Below are 17,160 nucleotides of genomic sequence, written 5' to 3'. Positions count from 1 at the left end.
CCGGCGCTTGCGTGCGCCCGTGCCCGGCTTCCTTCAGGAGAGGGCTCCCACCCATGACCGTCCGTCGCAGCGCCCTGGCGCTCACCGCGCTGACCGCACTGACGGCGGCGTCGGCCGCCTTCGCTCCGGCCGCCGTCGCCGAGGACTCCCCCGCCCCGTCCGTCAAGAAGCTGCCCTCGGGCCTGTACGGCGACAGCGACCCGGCCTACGACGGCGTCTACCGCCAGTCCCTCGCGCTGCTCGCGCAGCACACCGCCGGGGTCGAGCCGGCCGCGAAGGCCGTCGACTGGCTGACCGGCCAGCAGTGTGAGGACGGTTCCTTCGCCCCGTTCCGCGCCGACCCGTCGTCCGACTGCGACGCGAAGACGCAGGTCGACACCAACCAGACGGCCACCGCCGTGCAGGCGCTCGCCGCGCTCGGCGGCCACGACGAGGCGGTCGGCAAGGCCGTCGACTGGCTGAAGGCGGCGCAGAACGACGACGGCGGCTGGGGGTACGTGCCCGGCGGCGACACCGACACCAACTCGACCTCGCTGGTGGTCGGCGCCCTCGCCGCCACCGGCACGAAGGCCGACACGGTCACCTCGAAGAAGGACAAGACCCCCGAGGACGCCCTGCTCGGCCTCAGCCTGAAGTGCGCCGACGGCGGGGCCTTCGCCTTCCAGCCGGAGAAGAACGGCGACCTCACCGCCAACGAGGACGCCACCGCCGCCGGAGTCCTCGGCGGCCTCGGCTCCTCCCTCGTCGTCACGGAGGGCGAGTCCGCCGCGCAGACCGCTTGCGAGAAGCCGGCCGACGCCCGCGCGGCCGCCGCCAACGGCGCCGCCCACCTCGCCGACGTCCTCAAGAAGGACGGCCACCTGACCTCCGCCATGCCGGGCGCCGAGGACCAGCCCGACACCGGCAACACCGCCGACGCGGTGACCGCGCTCCACGCGGCCGGGCTGACCGACGCCGCGAAGAAGCCGCTGGCCTGGCTGGAGAAGAACGGCCCGGCCTGGGCGAAGCAGTCCGGCCCGTCCGCCTGGGCCCAGCTCGTCCTGACCGCCCACGCCACCGGCACCGACCCTCGCTCCTTCGGCGGAACCGACCTGGTCGCCGGGTTGAACGCCACCGGCCCCGCGCCGAAGTCCGCGGAGGACACGCCCAGTGCCGAGGACTCCGCGAAGCAGGCGGCGGACGAGGACGGCCCGCAGATCAGCGTCTGGTGGATCGTCGGGGTCGGCCTGCTCGTCGGCGCGGGCGTCGGCCTGATGATCAGCCTGCGCAACAAGTCCGGCCGCAAGTGACCCCCGGCCTCGCCGCGTCCCGCCCCGCCCGCCGCACCCTGCGGGCGGGGTTCGCGCTGCTCCTCGGCCTGCTGGCGGCCGTGCTCCTGGCGGCACCCGCGCAGGCCGCCGGGTACCGGTACTGGTCGTTCTGGGAGCGCGAGGGCTCCACGTGGAGCTACGCCACCCAGGGACCGGCCCAGCTCCGCCCGGACGACGGCTCGGTGCAAGGGTTCCGGTTCGCGGTGAGCGCGGAGGCGGACGACTCCGCCGCGCCCCGCTCGAAGGCGGCCTTCGCCAAGATCTGCGAGGACACCGACGAGCGCGCGGGGCGCAAGCGGATCGCGCTCGTCCTCGACTTCGGCACCGCTGCCGACGCCCCCGGGGGCGAGCGCCCGCCGAAGCCCCGTACCGCCTGTGCCAGCGTGGAGGAGGACGCCAGTACCGCCGACGCGCTGGCGGCCGTCGCCCCGCCGCTGCGGTACGACTCCTCGGCGATGCTCTGCGCCATCGACGGCTACCCGGCGGCCGGGTGCGGCGAGCAGGTCCCGGGGGCGGGCAAGCCGTCCGCCGAGGCGTCCTCCGACGCCTCCCCCGGAACCGAGGAGGCGGACTCCGGTTCCGCTCCGGGTGGGGGCGGTCCTTCGGCCGGGCTCCTCGTCGGGGGCGGTGCGGTGGCCGTGCTGGGCGTGGCGGCCTTCTGGCAGTCCCGCCGCCGGCGCGGCTGAGCGGCTGGTCACGATGGCGCACGGCCCTCTTCAGCAGGCCCGCCGGCTACGCCCGGCACTGCTCGCCCCGCTCGCGACGCGCTCCAACGCGCTGCACGCCGGGGCGTGGTGGCTGTGGGCGCTGGGGCTGGCCGCGGCGGCCTCGCGGACCCGCAACCCGCTGCTGCTGGCCCTGCTGATCGGCGTCGCCGGGTACGTGGTCGCGGCGCGCCGCACCAGCTCGCCGTGGGCGCGCAGCTACGGCGCCTTCGTCAAGCTCGGCCTGGTGATCATCGCCATCAGGCTGCTCTTCGCCATGGTCCTGGGCTCACCGGTGCCGGGCACCCACGTGCTGTTCACCCTGCCCGAGGTACCGCTGCCGGAGTGGGCGCGCGGGGTGCGGCTCGGCGGCAGGGTGACCGCCGAGGGGCTGCTGTTCGCGCTGTACGACGCGTTGCGGCTGGCGACCCTGCTCATCTGCGTCGGTGCGGCCAACGCGCTGGCCAGCCCGGCGCGGTTGCTGAAGTCCCTGCCGGGCGCGCTGTACGAGGCGGGCGTCGCCGTGGTGGTCGCCATGACCTTCGCCCCGAACCTGGTCGCCGACGTCCGCCGGCTGCGCGCGGCCCGGCGGCTGCGCGGCCGGCCGGACCGGGGACTGCGCGGCCTGTTCCAGGTCGGGCTGCCCGTCCTGGAGGGGGCGCTGGAGCGGTCGGTCGCGCTGGCCGCCGCGATGGACGCGCGCGGGTACGGCCGGACCGCCGCCGTCCCGTCCGCCGTCCGGCGCACCACCGCCGTACTGACCGTGGGCGGCCTGATCGGCGTCTGCCTCGGCACGTACGGACTCCTCGCCGACCAGGGCGGCGGGTTCGGCGTCCCGGTGCTGGCGCTCGGGCTGGCGGCGGCACTGGCCGGGCTGTGGCTCGGCGGGCGGCGGAGCGTGCGCAGCCGGTACCGGCCGGACCGGTGGGGGGTGCGTGCCTGGGTGGTCGCCGGTTCGGGAGTGGCGGTCGCCGCGCTCCTCGTCCGGCTCGGCTCGCTGGCGCCGGAGCAGCTCGACCCGCCGACGGTGCCGCTGGCCGCCCCGGAGCTGCCCCTGTGGCCTGCGGCGGTGGTGCTGCTGGGACTGGTCCCGGCGTTCGTGGCACCCCGGCCTTCGGAGGGGACGTGAGCGGCGGGGTGGTCGGCGGCGGTGCGGTGGTGCGGTGGCAGGGCTCTCCTGGAGGTGCGGTGTGATCAGGTTCGAGGACGTCTCGGTGCGGTACGACGGTGCGCCCGGGCCGACGGTGCGCGGGGTGGACCTCACGGTCGAGGAGGGCGAGCTGATGCTGCTCGTCGGCCCGTCGGGGGTCGGCAAGTCGACTCTGCTGGGAGCGGTCAACGGCCTCGTGCCGCACTTCACCGGTGGCACCCTGCACGGCCGGGTCACCGTCGCGGGCCGCGACACCCGCTCTCACAAACCGCGTGAACTCGCCGACGTGGTCGGCTCGGTCGGCCAGGACCCGCTGGCGCACTTCGTCACCGACACCGTCGAGGACGAACTCGCCTACGCCATGGAGTCCCTGGGTCTCGCCCCCGGCGTGATGCGCCGCCGCGTCGAGGAGACCCTCGATCTGCTGGGCCTCGCCGATCTGCGCGACCGCCCGCTCGCCACCCTGTCCGGCGGCCAGCAGCAGCGCGTCGCGATCGGTTCGGTGCTCACCCCGCATCCCGCGGTCCTCGTCCTGGACGAGCCGACCTCGGCGCTCGACCCGGCCGCCGCCGAGGAGGTGCTGGCGGTGCTCCAGCGCCTCGTCCACGATCTGGGGACCACCGTCCTGCTGGCCGAGCACCGGCTGGAGCGCGTGGTGCAGTACGCCGACCGGGTCGCCCTGCTGGCCGCCCCCGGCGCGGCACTGGTCACCGGGCCCCCGGCCGAGGTCCTGGCCGTCTCGCCGGTCCGCCCGCCGGTGGTGGCGCTGGGCGGTCTGGCGGGCTGGGTCCCGCTGCCGCTGACCGTCCGCGACGCGCGCCGCCGGGCGGCCGGGCTGCGTGAGCGGCTGGCCGGGGTGCCGGTGCCGCCGCCGGGCGGGGTACCGCTGCCGGCCGCCCCGCCGAAGCTCTCCGGTGATCTGCCCGCTCCGCGGCGCGAGGGGCGCCGCGCCCTGCTGCGCGGGCTCCTCGGCCCGGGGCGCAGGCCCCGGCACGGGTCCGACACCAGCACCAGCACCAGCACCCGTGAGCCGTACGCCCTCGTCTCCCGCCTCGCGGTGCGGCGAGGCCGGGTCGAGGCGTTGCGGGAGGTGTCGTTGTCGGTCGCCGCCGGGGAGACGGTCGCTCTGATGGGCCGCAACGGCGCGGGCAAGTCCACCCTGCTGGGCTCCCTGGTCGGCCTGGTCGACCCCTTCTCCGGCACCGTCCGGGTGGGCGGGCTCACCCCGCACAGGACCCGGCCGCAGGAACTGATCGGCCACGTCGGTCTGGTCCCGCAGGACCCCCGGGACCTGCTGTCCGCCGACACGGTGGCCGCCGAATGCGCCGCCGCCGACGCCGACGCCTCGGCCGCGCCGGGCACCTGCCGGGCCCTCGTCGCCCGCCTGCTGCCGGGCATCGACGACCCCACCCATCCGCGCGACCTCTCGGAGGGCCAGCGGCTCACCCTCGCCCTGTCGATCGTCCTCACCGCCCGCCCGCCGCTGATCCTGCTGGACGAGCCGACCCGCGGCCTGGACTACGCGGCCAAGGCCCGGCTGGTCGAGGTGCTGCGGAACCTGGTCGCGGAGGGCCACGCGGTGGTCCTCGCCACCCATGACGTGGAACTGGCCGCCGAACTCGCCCACCGCGTCGTCATCCTCGCCGAGGGCGAGACGGTGGCGGACGGGCCCACGGCCGACGTGGTCCGTTCCTCCCCCTCGTTCGCCCCCCAGGTCACCAAGATCCTTGCCCCCCAGCCCTGGCTCACCGTCTCCCAGGTAAGCACCGCCCTGAACGAGCCGACGGTCTGCGCCGGGCCCGGGCCGGAAGCCGGGTCCGACGACGGTACGGGCGGACACCCGGAGCGGGCGGAGCCGGGCCGGGCCCTTGGCCGAGACGGCGGGGATCCGCCCCCGGGGGGCCCGGGCACGACCGAGGACTCCGAAGGTGCCGGTGCGGCCCGGAACACCGAGCGAGCCGACCGGGCCTCCGGGGAAGAGACCGCGGCGGCCGGGGCCGCCGGGGCGCGTCCGGTGCCTGGCCGGGCCGGTGTCGGCCCGGGAGCCGGACGGCAGGACGGCGCACCACCGGTCTGCCGGCCGGATCGCCCGGGCACCGGGCCGGGCCCGGACGAGGACGGCCGGGCACCGGCCCCCGAGGAAGCGGACGGCGCGTGCTCCGGCCGCGGTGGAGACGTGGTCGCCTCGTCCACCGGGGACGAGGGCGCCGCTCCGGCCGCCGAGGAGGAACGGTGAGCCGGCGTACGGCGTCACCCGACGGGACCGCCGAGGAAAGCACCGTGCCGAACGGCCTCTCCACCGCGAAGGGCACATCCCGGTGGAGGGTGCGGACGATCGGCAGCGCACCGGGGGAACAGGGCCCGGGCGGCGAGGCGGTGCAGCGGCAGACCCGGGCGGTGCGCATCGGCCTCCGGTCGGCGCTGGCGCTGGGGCTGGTCAGCGCTGTCGGTGTGGCGGCCTTCGGCTGGCCGCTGCTGGCCTCCCCGGAGTCGGGCCTGGCCCACGCCCAGGACGCCCCGTGGCTCTTCGCGGCCCTGCTGCCGCTGCTGCTGGGGGTGGTGGTCGCGACCATCTCGGACAACGGGGTCGACTCCAAGGCCATCGCCATGATCGGGGTGCTCGCGGCGGCGGGGGCGGCGTTGCGTCCGCTCGGCGCGGGGACGGCGGGCATCGAGCCGATGTTCTTCCTGATGGTGCTCTCGGGGCGGGTGCTCGGGCCGGGGTTCGGGTTCGTGCTGGGCGCCCTGTCGATGTTCGCCTCGGCTCTGCTGACCGGCGGGGTGGGCCCGTGGATGCCGTTCCAGATGCTCTCCATGGGCTGGGTCTGCATGGGCGCGGGCCTGCTGCCGGGCCGCGACACCCTGCGGGGACGCGGCGAACTGCTGCTGGTCGCCGCCTACGGCGCGCTCTCCTCCGTCCTGTACGGCACCGTGATGAACCTCCAGGGCTGGACCTATCTGGGGGGTCTGTCGACCGGCGTCTCCTTCGTGCCGGGCGACCCGGTCGCCGACAACCTGGGCCGCTTCCTGGTCTACTGCCTCGCCACTTCCCTGGGCTGGGACCTGCCCCGCGCCGCCCTCACCGTGGTGCTGGCCCTGACGCTGGGCCCCTCGGTCCTGCGGGCTCTGCGCCGGGCCACCCGCAGGGCCGCCTTCGACACTCCGGTGCGGTTCGCGGACGCCGGACCGGGCCGGGCCGGGGCTTCCGGCGCCGGGGAGGGCACGTCCGTGGCGCGTGCGCGAGGGGAGCACGCTGATGCGTCCGTGGTCCGGGCGTCCGCCGAACCTCCGGACGGGCCGGGCGAAGAACCCGCGTCCCGGTAGCCGGAGCCCTCCCCCGGGGTGAGACCAGGGGAGTACGCTCCTGAGCCGCCCGCAGACCCGTCGGCCCTCCCTCTGCGCCTTGGTAGCCGCGCTCACTCACTTCCGGCCCCGTCGGGCACGCCCCGCCTGCCAAAACCGCCCACTCTCCGGAACGGGACCTTCCCCCGAACAACGCGTAGTGCAGCGGTGCGTTGCCAGGCGGGCGACCACCCGGCCGTCTGGGGGACGTCGCCGAACGCTGCCGCCGGAACGCGCTTCCGCGGACCGTTCCCGGTCGGCGGCCTCCTCCCCGTGGGAAGGCTCTCCCCTCCCCTTCGCCCTCACGCGTCGCCTGGCCGTCCTGAAGAAGATCGCCGTGGGCACCGCCCGCGCCGCCCCCACCATCGGCCTCGCCTTCACCCGGCTCCGGCCCAGTCCGCCGAAGGACCACCGCAGGCCATCGCCGGCAGCTGAACGTGGACGGGCCACGCGCGGTACCAGGCGTTCAGCGACTCGTCGGGCGCGAGAGCGGGTGGAACCCGCGCGCCACCGACGAGTCGTCCGGCACCTACGGCCTGGTCAGACCCGACCCTGCCCTGCCAAGAAGATGGCCCCCGCCGGCCCGGTCCGGAAGTCCAACCCCGCGATACGGAGCGAGTGGTGCGTGAACTACCTGAACGACCGCTACGGCAGCCCGGCACCCGTCTGGGAGTTCCGGCAGGCCCACGGCTGCTGCTGAGCCGACGGGCCGCAAACCGCCCGGCTCCGGGCATGGCGCCCATGCCAGTGGACGCCCCGGTCCCCCGGGCCGGGTCCCCACGGCGGGTCCGCACGCCGGGGCGGGCCCCCACGCCCGGCCCCTGGCCGGTGTCCCTCACTGAGAGAAACCGCCCTGCGGCCTGTCCGGGAACGGACGACCCGGCCCGACGCCCACCCGGCGCGGCTCGGCCGACCTCATCCCGGGCTGGGCACCCGTCCCCCCTCTCCCTCGGCTTCCGGTTCTCCGCCCCCGGCGCCTTTCGCCCGCGTGGCTCCGTCACGTACCGCCTCCGGCACCGGCCCGGTCTCCTGCCCCGACCCGGCCTCCGGCACCGGCCCGGCCCCCGGCGCCGGCTGCGGAGCGGGCTCCCGCATCGCGCCGGTCCTGACACGGGGCCGCGGCCCCGCCAGGACGTGGACGAGGCCGAAGCCCGCGGCCACGACCATCGCCCCGCCGACGGCGTCGAGCACCCAGTGGTTGGCGGTGCCGACGATCGCGCAGACGGTGAAGAGGGGATGGAGCAGTCCCAGCAGCCTCATCCAGAGTTTCGGCGCCAGAGCCACCACGACCACCCCGCACCACAGCGACCAGCCGAAGTGCAGCGAGGGCATCGCCGCGTACTGGTTGGTGAAGGCCGTCAGCGAGCCGTAGTCCGGGCGGCTGAAGTCCTGCACGCCGTGGACGGTGTCGATGAAGCCCAGCGCCGGCATGAGCCGGGGTGGCGCCAGTGGGTAGAGCCAGAAGCCGAGGAGGGCCAGCAGGGTGGCGAAGCCCAGCGCCGTCCGCGCCCACCGGTAGGCGTCGGGCCGGCGGACGTACAGCACGCCGAGCACGGTCAGCGGGACCACGAAGTGGAAGGAGGTGTAGTAGAAGTTGAGGAAACCCTCCAGCCAGCCGGTGCGGACCACGGCGTGGTTGACCCGGTGCTCGATGTCCAGGAGGAGGAACCGCTCGATGGCGTGGATCTGCTCGCCGTGCGCCTCCGCGGTGGCCCGGCTGCCGGCCGCCGCCATCCGCACCTGGGAGTAGGCGGAGTAGCCGACCCGTATCAGCAGCAGTTCCAGGAGGAGGTTGGGCCGCGTCAGGACCCGCCGCCAGAAGGGCAGCAGCGGCACTCCCCTCAGTCTCGACGCGCCGGGCGGCGCGTGGACGGTCGGTCGCGGCCGGGCGAACTCCCTCTCGGCGCGCCTCAGGAAGGGCACGCAGCAGGCGGCCGCGACAGCGGTGAGCAGCAGGATGTTGTCCCGTACCGGGGAGAGCAGCTCCATGTTGGGCAGGAGCATCCTGGCGGGCAGGGTCATCACCAGGACCACGGCGACCGGCCACACGTAGCGGTCGGAGGCTCCGCGGCCCGCGCGCCCGGCCACGGTCAGCAGCACCCAGAGCAGCTGGTGCTGCCAGGAGACCGGGGCGACCGCCACCGCCACGCATCCGGTCAGGGCGACCGCCAGCAGCGTCTGCCCGTCCTCGGCGTACCGCACGGCGCGCCGCAGCCCGACGTGGCAGACGACGGCGGCCACGGCGAGCAGGACCAGCAGCGCGACGGGGCCGCTCAGCCCGAGCCGAAGGACGAGCCCGTACAGCGACTGGTTGGCGACCTCCGCCGGGTCGCCCAGTCCGAGCCCGGCCGGATGACGCAGCCAGTAGGCCGCGGAGTCCTCGGGCAGCACCGCCCAGGCGAGGGCGGCGGCCGCGCCGAAGACCCCGGCGGTCCATCCCGCGGCGCGGCGGTGCCCGGTGCACCAGAGGAACACGGCGAAGAGGAGCAGGGCCGGCTGGAAGGCGGCGGCCACGCCGATCAGCGCGCCTCGGGCACGGGCGTCCCGTGTCACGCAGCAGCCGAGGAGCACCAGCAGGACGGGCAGGACGCTGGTCTGGCCGAGGAAGAAGGTGTTGCGGACCGGCAGGGAGAGCAGGAGCAGCGCCACCGCGACCGGCACCGCCGGCAGCACCGTCCGTCCCTGCGCGGGCCGGGGCAGCGCCCGGGCGGCGACCACGCCGACCGCGACGACCAGCAGCAGCGTGCCGAACGTCCAGCCCAGTCCCAGACCTTGCTCACCCGCGCGCTTCAGCGGGGTGAGCACCAGCGCGGCGAAGGGCGTGCCGGAGTAGCCGCCGTCCGCGTACAGCTCGCCGGACGGCCGGGGCACTCCGCCGAAGGCCGCCCAGGCTTCCAGGTCGAGGAAGCGCTCTCCGGGTGGCAGGCGCAGGAGCGCCACCAGTTGCCGTACCCCGAGCGCCGTCACGACCAGCCAGAGCAACAGCCGGGCGGTGCCCGCGCCACCGCCGCCGTCCACGGGGGCCGCCCCGGCCGTCGCGAGGCCGCCGCCCTCTCTCTTCACGTCCGCCACGCTCCGTCGCCTCTCCCGCCGCTCACTGTCCTGTCGGCCCGTCCGCCCCCGGCGGGTCCGGCGCCCCCTGCGCCGCACAACAGGACCGTGAAACCCGCACCCGGGTTGTGCTGTGCTCTCCCCCGCCCGCCCCGGAACGCCGGGACCGCCGTGCGGCAGGGCTCCGCCGCCGCCCGGCCCCGGTCCAAGGGCCAGGGACCGGTCGGACCAGGCACCTCACGGCGCGCCTCGGGACTCGTCACCCTCGCGAGAGGCTCCCGGATCCTCGGGCACACCTGACTGCCATGCGGTGAACAGGGGCAGCATGCCCGCACCGTCGAGCACCGTGAAGCCGAAGGGCCGGTCGAAGGTGAGGGGTTCCACACGCTCGGGGGGCGGGGGCGCGCCGAACCGGGTGGCGAGCGCGGTGACCGCGGCGGCCTCCACGCCTTGCTCGGCCACCCGCACCACGCTCTCCTGGACCGCTTGGGAGAGGGCGAGCGGCACGGGCGAGAGTCCGCCGAGGTCCGCCGCTTCGGTGAGCACGGTGGGCGCGCCCAGAGAGGCCACGTCGTCGGTGGCGTCGCGTGTCGTCCGCAGCGCGAGGCGCGGCAGGGCGACAGCGACACGGTCGGCCTCGATCGGGGTGCGCGCGGCGGGCGGCGCCCAGGTGGCCGCCAGCACGTCGGCGGGCGGGGCGTCGGGCGGACCGAGGGCGAAGCGGACCCGTGCCGGCGGGCGTCCCGGCTCGGCGGGCGCGCAGGGCAGGTCGAGGACGCGCACGCCACCGGGGGCGGTCCACGCCTGGCCGGCCGGGAAGCCGCGGTGCATGGTGGGGACCGCGCGGACGGTCCCGTCGCCCGCGGTGAAGTCGCGTGGCCGGGTGGCCGCGCCGGGGAAGGGCTCGGCCCAGCGCGCCGTCAGCACCAGCGCGTCGACCAGCACGAGGAGGGTCTCGTCGGTGACGCGCAGGGGCAGTCGTTCCACCATGCCGTGCGTGACCTCCCGCACCCAGGCGTCGACGGCCGCCACGTCCATGGGAGCGCTGCCGACACCCGGCAGCGCCTCCGTGTACGCCTGTTCCAGCGGCACCCGGCTCCAGATCCGGGTGGCGTGGCGGAGGGCGTCGGTGGCGTCCAGGGTGGCGGCGGTCCAGGCGACCGCGCGGGCCGCCTCTGCGGCGTCGACCCCGAGCAGCCGCCGGAGTTCCGCGGCCGTGTCACCCCGCGCGCCCGCGGAGAGTGCGGCCAGAGCCAGCCACAGGCCGGCCGGGGAGAGGACAAAGTCGCCCCGGCCGGCCAGCGGGAGCCAGCGCTCCGCCAGCTCCCGCACCCCGCGCACCCATCCCGCCGTCTCACTCTCGGGGCAGCCCCCAGGCTCCCCCCGCGCCCCGGGCGACCCACCGGTCCCGCCAGTGCCACTGACCGTCCGCCTCATACCGCTCCCCCTCCGCTTCCTGTCCCGCGACTCCGGCCTGGCCGCGCGCGTGTCGCACGAGCACCGGCCGGCCGAAGCCCCTCGCGATCTGTGGACCAGTATGAGACCGGTCACCGACAGTCACCGTGGTCGCGTCGAGAAGCGGGCGTTCCCACCGTGGGAGGCCGTCGTCGGCCGGCCGTTCGCGCCCGGCCCGCTCGGGCCGGTACGGCCGGCGGGCGCTCCCCGGGCCGCGAGCGGCCGCCGCGGGTTCCGGCCGCACGCACGGGGATGCGGCGGGCCACCCTCCTGCCCGGAATGTCGGAGCGGTGCGGCAGGATGGGCGCCATGAGCATCGTGAAGATCAATGTGCTGGAAGTCCCCGCCGAGCAGCGCGAGGTCCTGGAGAAGCGCTTCGCGTCCCGCGCGGGCTCCGTGGAGAACTCCGACGGCTTCGAGTGGTTCGAACTGCTCCGTCCGGTCGAGGGGACCGACCAGTACCTCGTGTACACGCGCTGGCGTGACGAGGCGGCGTTCCAGGCGTGGATGGAGGGCCCGATGGCCTCCGCCCACCAGCAGGGCCGCCCCGGTGGTGACTCGGCGCCGGGTGAGGCTCCGCAGGGCGAGCGGCCCCGTCCGGCCGCCTCCGGTTCCACCCTGTGGTCCTTCGACGTCGTCCAGCAGGCGGCCCCGAAGCAGTCCTGACCCCGCCTGGCGAGCGGTGGGCCGGCGGCACCGGTCCACCCTCCGCGCCCGTCCGGTCCCGCGCGGAAAGTCAAGGCGGCGCTGCCTGTGGCTGCGTCACAATGCCCCGCATGACCGCACTCACCCGCTGGACCGTCGCTGCCGAACCGGCCGGCTCGCCGGAGGCCCGGGCGCTCTGGGCCGCGTACTACACCGAGGTCAGCGACCGCTGGTACCGGCTCCACCACGGGAGTGACACGCCGCCCGACGAACTGGCCCGCGGCATCGCCGCCGACGACGGACCGGAGCAGTTGGTGCCACCGCGCGGGCTGCTGCTGGTGGCGCGACTGGCGGGCGAGGCGGCCGGCATGGCGGGGCTGGCGCGGCTGGAGCCCGGGACCGCGGAGGTCCGGCGGGTCTTCGTCCGCCCGGCCGCCCGGGGCACGGGTGGCGGCTCCGCCTTGATGGCGGCGGTCGACACGGCCGCGACGGCTCTGGGCGCGGCCAGGCTGGTCCTGGACACCCGTCACGACCTGGTGGAGTCGCACCGTGTGTACGAGCGGCACGGTTTCACCCGCACCGAGGCGTACCGCGAGGGCCCGTACGCGGAGCGCTGGTACGCCAAGCGGCTGCCGCCCGGCGAGGGCTGAGCCCGTCACCGCCCTCCGTCAGCCCTTGGGGCTCCCCCCTCCTTCGGGCGCCGCGCGCCGTGCTGCGGCCGCTCGCCGTCGGAGCCGCAGAGCGCGGTGCTCAGCCGGTGCACGATCTCGGCCAGGTCGGTGGGGCGTTCGGGCCCCCACCAGTCGCCGAGGAGTTCCGCCAGCGTCTCCTCCCTGGCCCGGGAGAGGCGCTCCGCACTCTCCGCCCCCGCCCTGGTGAGGCGCAGTTCGAGCCCGAGCCGGTCCGTGAGGCGGCGTTCCTCCAGCTCACGCGCCGCCGCGCCGACGAGGTGGAGCGGCACCGCGTGGCGCTCGGCGAGGCGGGCAGGTTCCACGGAGCCGTGCCGCCGGACGCGCAGCAGCAGCCAGCTCGACGCGGGCAGCAGGTCCTCGCCGGCCCGTGCGGTGATGTCGCGGTAGACCTCGCGGCGGCCCGCCCGGGTGCCCAGCAGGGAGAGGGCGCGTTCGGCCTCGTCGCGGGAGGTGCGTTCGACCGGGTTGCCCGCGTACGTCTCGGACTGGTCGGGGGCGAGGACCGCGCCCCGCAGCGGGTCCTCGTGGAAGAACCAGGCGAGGGCGAAGGCGAGGAGGACGACCGGTGCCGCGTAGAGGAAGACGTCGGTGATCGCGGTGGAGTAGGCGCCGAGGACCTGTTCGCGGAGGTGCGGGGGGAGCGCGGCGACGGTGCGCGGGTCGGCCTCCAGGGTGGCGGCGTCGACACCGGGCGGCAGCGGACGGCCGGTGAGCACCTCGGTGATCTCCGCGTCGAGGCGGCTGGTGAAGACCGTGCCGAAGACGGCCACGCCGAAGGAGGCGCCGATGGACCGGAAGAACGTGGCTCCGGAGGTGGCGACGCCCAGGTCCTCGTAGGGGACGGCGTTCTGCACGACGAGGACGAGGACCTGGATGACCAGGCCGAGCCCCACACCGAAGACGAAGAAGTAGAGGCTCATCTCCACATCGCCGGTGCTCTGCCGCAGCCGGTGCAGCAGGAGCAGGCCGACGGCGGTGACGCCGGTGCCCGCGACCGGGAAGGCCTTCCAGCGGCCGGTGCGGGTGATGAGCTGGCCGGAGAGGGTCGAGGCGAGCAGGACACCGGCGACCATCGGCAGCATGTGCACCCCGGAGAGGGTGGGGCTGATGCCGTGGACGACCTGGAGGAAGGTGGGCAGGTAGGTCATCGCGCCGAACATGGCGAAACCGATGACGAAGCTGATCACCGCCGACAGGGTGAAGGTGCGGATGGTGAAGAGGCGCAGCGGAAGTACCGGTTCGGCGGCCCGGCGTTCCACCCGGGCGAACCAGGCGCCGAGGAGGACGGCGAGCACGGCCAGCCCGATGCTCTGCGGGGAGCCCCAGGCCCAGCTCGTGCCGCCGAGGGAAGCTGCCAGGACCAGGCAGGCGGCGACCGAGGCGATCAGGAAGGTTCCCAGGTGGTCGATGACGTGCCGGGTCCTACGCGCCGGGAGGTGCAGGGCGGTCGCGATGACCACGAGGGCGACCGCTCCGAGCGGCACGTTGACGTAGAAGACCCAGCGCCAGCTGAGGTGCTCGGTGAAGATGCCGCCGAGCAGGGGCCCGAGGACGCTGGTGGCGCCGAAGACCGCCCCGAACAGTCCTTGGTAGCGGCCGCGTTCCCGGGGTGGCACGAGGTCGCCGACGATGGCCATGGAGAGCACCATCAGTCCGCCGCCGCCCAGCCCCTGGAGGGCGCGGAATCCGATGAGCTGCGGCATGTCCTGGGCGACGCCGCAGAGCACCGAACCGGCCAGGAAGATCACGATGGCGGTCTGGAACAGCTTCTTCCGCCCGTACTGGTCGCCGAGCTTGCCCCAGAGCGGGGTGGCCGCCGTGGCGGCGAGGAGGTAGGCGGTCACCACCCAGGAGAGATGGTTCAGGCCCCCGAGATCACTGACGATGGTGGGCAGGGCGGTGGCGACGATGGTCTGGTCGAGGGCGGCCAGCAGCATGCCCAGCAGGAGCGCCCCGACGGAGCCAGCACCCGGCGCGGCGGCTGCCCGTCGGCCTCCGCCCCGGGGCCGGGGGCCGCCTCCCCGGTCGCGTCCTGCGCCATCGTGTCCTCCCGGCTTCCTCGCGCGCGGCGCACCCGCCGGGCACCGCGCCCGCCCGCCGCTCCGGCGACCGGCGTCGCCTGGCACCATCCTGGGCGTTGCGCCCCCTTACGGCCTGTCGGGACGTTCCGTTCAGCGGGGCACCGCGCGGGGGCGGCGGCCGCGTCGGCATAATCGCGTCAGTCGGGGCGGCCGAGGAGGGGGCAGCGATGAGCCAGCGGTGCACGGAGTGCGGCGGGCAGAGACCCGGGACGGGCCAGGGCGCGGCGTGCGTGTGCGACGCCGTTCCCGGCGCCGAGGACAGCCACCGGGAACGAGTCCGCCCGTATCTGGGTCCACACGTGGCCGGGGCTCCGCCCACCCCGGCGGGCCCGGCGTACGAAGCCCGCGCCCCGCGGATCCATGAGGCGCCGACCGGGTACGGCCAGGCGGACCGGCAGGCCGGCGAGGACTTCTCCACAACCGCGGCCCAGGGCGTCGCGCCGCCCCCGGCCGTCGGCCCCCTCGCCGTATCCGGGCGGGCCCACGAGGTGACCGCGCCCCTGCCCAAGGTCTCGGACCTGGACCTCTTCCCGCCGGATGAGCGAAGTGCGGACGGTGAGGGACAGCACGGCACCACCACCGCCGACATCACGCCGCCGGCCTCCGGCGCGAGGCCCCGGCGGACGGCCGCCCGCGCGGCGCGCAGGCGGCGGGCGGCGGTCCTCGGCGTGTCGGCCGGGGCCGTCGTGGTGGTGGCTCTGGCAGGCGCGGTCGCCACCGACTCGCTCCCCGACGAGAGGCCTGAGGAGCGTGCTCTGCCCACGCCGTCGGCCACCGCGCCCCGCACGATCGCCCCCGGCCCGGCGACGCCCTCGGCCCCCGGCTCCCCCGCGCCGTCCTCGCCCGCCGCCCCTTCGGCCACGGCGTCGTCAGCCCTGCCCTCGGCCACCCCCGGGCAGATGCGGCCCGCCGCCTCGCCCACTCCGGCGGCGGGGCCCGACGGACCGGCGCCCCCGAAGCCCTCGACGAGCCGGACTCCGGCCGAGCCCTCCACCGCGCCGTCTCCCGAGCAGCCGCCCCAGGAGGAACCGGTGCTGCGCCGGGGCGACTCCGGCCCGCGGGTCCGCGAGCTGCAGCAGCGGCTCCAGCAGCTGCACCTCTACCGGGGACGGGCCGACGGCGACTTCGGCCGGCGTCTGGAGGACGCGCTGCGGACGTACCAGTGGGCGCGTGGGCTCCACGGCAGCCTGGGGGTCTACGACGGTCCGACGCGCAGGCGGTTGGAGAGCGAGACCTCCCCGCCGTGACGGGCTGAGCGCCACCTGGCCGGGCGGGTCACGCAGGCCGTGACGGCCGGTCAGCCACCGAGGTGGAGTCGCACCGCTCCGTCACCGGCCGTCTCCACACGTACCGCGCGCAGATCGGTGACGTGCGCCGTCGGCGCGTGCGCGAAGGCCCGGGGCCCGACCCCGACCACCCGCATCCCGGCGGCCAGGCCGGCCGCGATTCCGGCGCCCGAGTCCTCGAACACGACGGCGTCGGCCGGATCGACGCCCAGCGCGGCGGCCCCCTTCAGGAACCCCTCGGGGTCGGGCTTGCTCGCGGACACCTGCTCGGCGGTGATCAGCAGTTCGGGCAGGGGCAGACCGGCGGCGCCCATCCGGCTGCGCATCAGCCCGTCGTCGGCGGAGGTGACGACGGCGTGCGGGACGCCGGCGAGGGCGGCGAGGAAGGCGGGGGCGCCGGGCACCGGGACGACGCCGTCGGTGTCGGCGGTCTCCTCGGCGAGCAGGACGCGGTTGTCCGCGTGGTTGAGTGCCATCGGCCGGTCCGGGAGGAGTTCGGCCATGGTGGCGTATCCCTGGCGGCCGTGGGCGACGGCGAGCACGTGCTCCTCGTCGAGGCCGTACCGGGCGGCCCAGCGGCGCCAGCAGCGTTCCACCACGGCGTCGGAGTCGACGAGCGTGCCGTCCATGTCCAGCAGCAGGGCGCGGGTGGTCAGCACGGTACGGGTCGCCGTCATCGGGCAGCTCCAGAGGGTGGTCGGGCCCGCCCGACGGTCTCGGACGCCCCCCGCCGGCGTGGCTCGGTGCACAAGTGACCCCGTCCGCCGGTCAGGGAGTGCGGACGGGATCACTTTGTTTGTTCACCATACAAAACAAAGCCGTCCGGCGCCAGCGGGCTCCTCGCGCGGCCGCCGCCGAGCCGTCAGACGCGTGACCGGCCTCGGCCGCGCGAACGCGATGCGCCGGACCCCGCCCTCGCCCCCGATCAGCACATGGGTGAGCCGCCCCGAGGCGGCGGGCGGATCCGGACCACCTCCACCCGCCTCCGCCCGGAAGCCGCGACGCACTCGACGGCGGCCACCACGGCGACACCGTCCCGCGGGAAGCCCGCGCCCTTGACGGCGGTGCGTCCTCGGCGAGCGACGAGGCGAGCGCGGCACGCGGCGCCACGCCCAGCACCTCCCGCCCGGCGACGCCCCCGCCGTCGAAGCAGCCGATCTCCACGTCCGGAGCGCGCAGCGGCGGCAAACGGCCCGGGCCGCCCGTCCACCCCCGCACCCCACGACGACCTTGCGAACGGCGGCCTCCCGCGCCGGCGTTCCGGGCCGGTCGGCGCCTCTCGCCGGCCAGGGCGGGAGCGGCCGCCCGGACCGACCGCCTCTCTCGCCGTCGAGGCTCCGCCCCGAGCTCCACCGAAGGCCAGGCGCGGACGGGGAACGGGCCGGGCCCCGCCCCCGTACACCCTCCCTGCGCCCCGTCGCACGCGCCGGGCGGCGGGCACCCC

The 17,160-nt window shown here is 75.9% G+C and carries 13 protein-coding genes; 9 read left to right on the top strand and 4 right to left on the bottom strand.

Annotated elements, in window-relative coordinates; genetic code table 11:
- The first annotated feature begins 53 nt into the window (after window positions 1-53).
- The 6 genes from Sdia_RS10015 to Sdia_RS30020 all read left to right on the top strand — a co-directional run bounded on the left by Sdia_RS10015 (window position 54) and on the right by Sdia_RS30020 (window position 7,206).
- A complete protein-coding gene (locus Sdia_RS10015; protein WP_115068671.1) occupies window positions 54-1,289 on the top strand; it encodes an SCO2321 family membrane protein in 1,236 nt (411 codons plus the stop codon).
- Window positions 1,286-1,996, top strand: a complete 711-nt coding sequence (locus Sdia_RS10010) for an SCO2322 family protein (RefSeq protein WP_189499942.1) — start codon at window positions 1,286-1,288, stop codon at window positions 1,994-1,996. The genes Sdia_RS10015 and Sdia_RS10010 overlap by 4 nt, the downstream gene beginning before the upstream one ends.
- 13 nt (window positions 1,997-2,009) lie before the next feature.
- The gene (locus Sdia_RS10005) at window positions 2,010-3,143 is read left to right on the top strand and encodes a CbiQ family ECF transporter T component (protein WP_189499941.1); all 1,134 of its coding nucleotides are present in this window, start codon (window positions 2,010-2,012) and stop codon (window positions 3,141-3,143) included.
- A gap of 61 nt (window positions 3,144-3,204) precedes the next feature.
- A complete protein-coding gene (locus Sdia_RS10000) occupies window positions 3,205-5,400 on the top strand; it encodes an ABC transporter ATP-binding protein (RefSeq protein WP_371874244.1) in 2,196 nt (731 codons plus the stop codon).
- A gap of 89 nt (window positions 5,401-5,489) precedes the next feature.
- Window positions 5,490-6,488, top strand: coding sequence for an ECF transporter S component (locus Sdia_RS09995; protein WP_371874262.1), 999 nt, complete (start codon window positions 5,490-5,492; stop codon window positions 6,486-6,488).
- 586 nt (window positions 6,489-7,074) lie between these two features.
- Entirely contained in the window at window positions 7,075-7,206 is a 132-nt protein-coding gene (locus tag Sdia_RS30020; protein WP_258057166.1) for a hypothetical protein, read from the top strand.
- Window positions 7,207-7,421: 215 nt separating this feature from the next.
- Here the strand turns inward: Sdia_RS30020 and Sdia_RS09985 are convergent, their stop codons facing one another.
- Together Sdia_RS09985 and Sdia_RS09980 are read right to left on the bottom strand one after the other, a co-directional pair.
- The gene (locus Sdia_RS09985; RefSeq protein WP_189500026.1) at window positions 7,422-9,569 is read right to left on the bottom strand and encodes a bifunctional glycosyltransferase 87/phosphatase PAP2 family protein; all 2,148 of its coding nucleotides are present in this window, start codon (window positions 9,567-9,569) and stop codon (window positions 7,422-7,424) included.
- A 225-nt stretch (window positions 9,570-9,794) separates the two neighbouring features.
- Window positions 9,795-10,889 (bottom strand): serpin family protein, encoded by a 1,095-nt coding sequence (locus tag Sdia_RS09980; RefSeq protein WP_229830526.1) that lies wholly within the window; start codon window positions 10,887-10,889, stop codon window positions 9,795-9,797.
- A gap of 432 nt (window positions 10,890-11,321) precedes the next feature.
- On the opposite strand from Sdia_RS09980, the gene Sdia_RS09975 reads away from it, so the two are divergent.
- Window positions 11,322-11,678, top strand: coding sequence for an antibiotic biosynthesis monooxygenase family protein (locus Sdia_RS09975; protein ID WP_100452896.1), 357 nt, complete (start codon window positions 11,322-11,324; stop codon window positions 11,676-11,678).
- Between the two features lie 101 nt (window positions 11,679-11,779).
- Entirely contained in the window at window positions 11,780-12,307 is a 528-nt protein-coding gene (locus Sdia_RS09970; protein ID WP_115068674.1) for a GNAT family N-acetyltransferase, read from the top strand.
- Window positions 12,308-12,312: 5 nt separating this feature from the next.
- Here the strand turns inward: Sdia_RS09970 and Sdia_RS09965 are convergent, their stop codons facing one another.
- Window positions 12,313-14,478 (bottom strand): MDR family MFS transporter, encoded by a 2,166-nt coding sequence (locus Sdia_RS09965; protein WP_371874243.1) that lies wholly within the window; start codon window positions 14,476-14,478, stop codon window positions 12,313-12,315.
- Between the two features lie 251 nt (window positions 14,479-14,729).
- Here Sdia_RS09965 and Sdia_RS09960 point away from each other — a divergent pair, with 251 nt between their 5' ends.
- Window positions 14,730-15,677, top strand: coding sequence for a peptidoglycan-binding domain-containing protein (locus Sdia_RS09960; RefSeq protein ID WP_229830487.1), 948 nt, complete (start codon window positions 14,730-14,732; stop codon window positions 15,675-15,677).
- 50 nt (window positions 15,678-15,727) lie between these two features.
- On the opposite strand, the gene Sdia_RS09955 is transcribed toward Sdia_RS09960, so the two are convergent.
- Window positions 15,728-16,393: an HAD-IA family hydrolase gene (locus Sdia_RS09955; protein ID WP_100452892.1), complete on the bottom strand. Its 666-nt coding sequence runs from the start codon at window positions 16,391-16,393 to the stop codon at window positions 15,728-15,730.
- Window positions 16,394-17,160 lie beyond the last annotated feature (767 nt).

Origin of the sequence: Streptomyces diastaticus subsp. diastaticus (genome assembly GCF_011170125.1) — a bacterium.
GTDB classification, from domain to species: Bacteria; Actinomycetota; Actinomycetes; order Streptomycetales; family Streptomycetaceae; genus Streptomyces; species Streptomyces diastaticus.
This window is presented reverse-complemented; position numbering and strand designations above follow the sequence as displayed.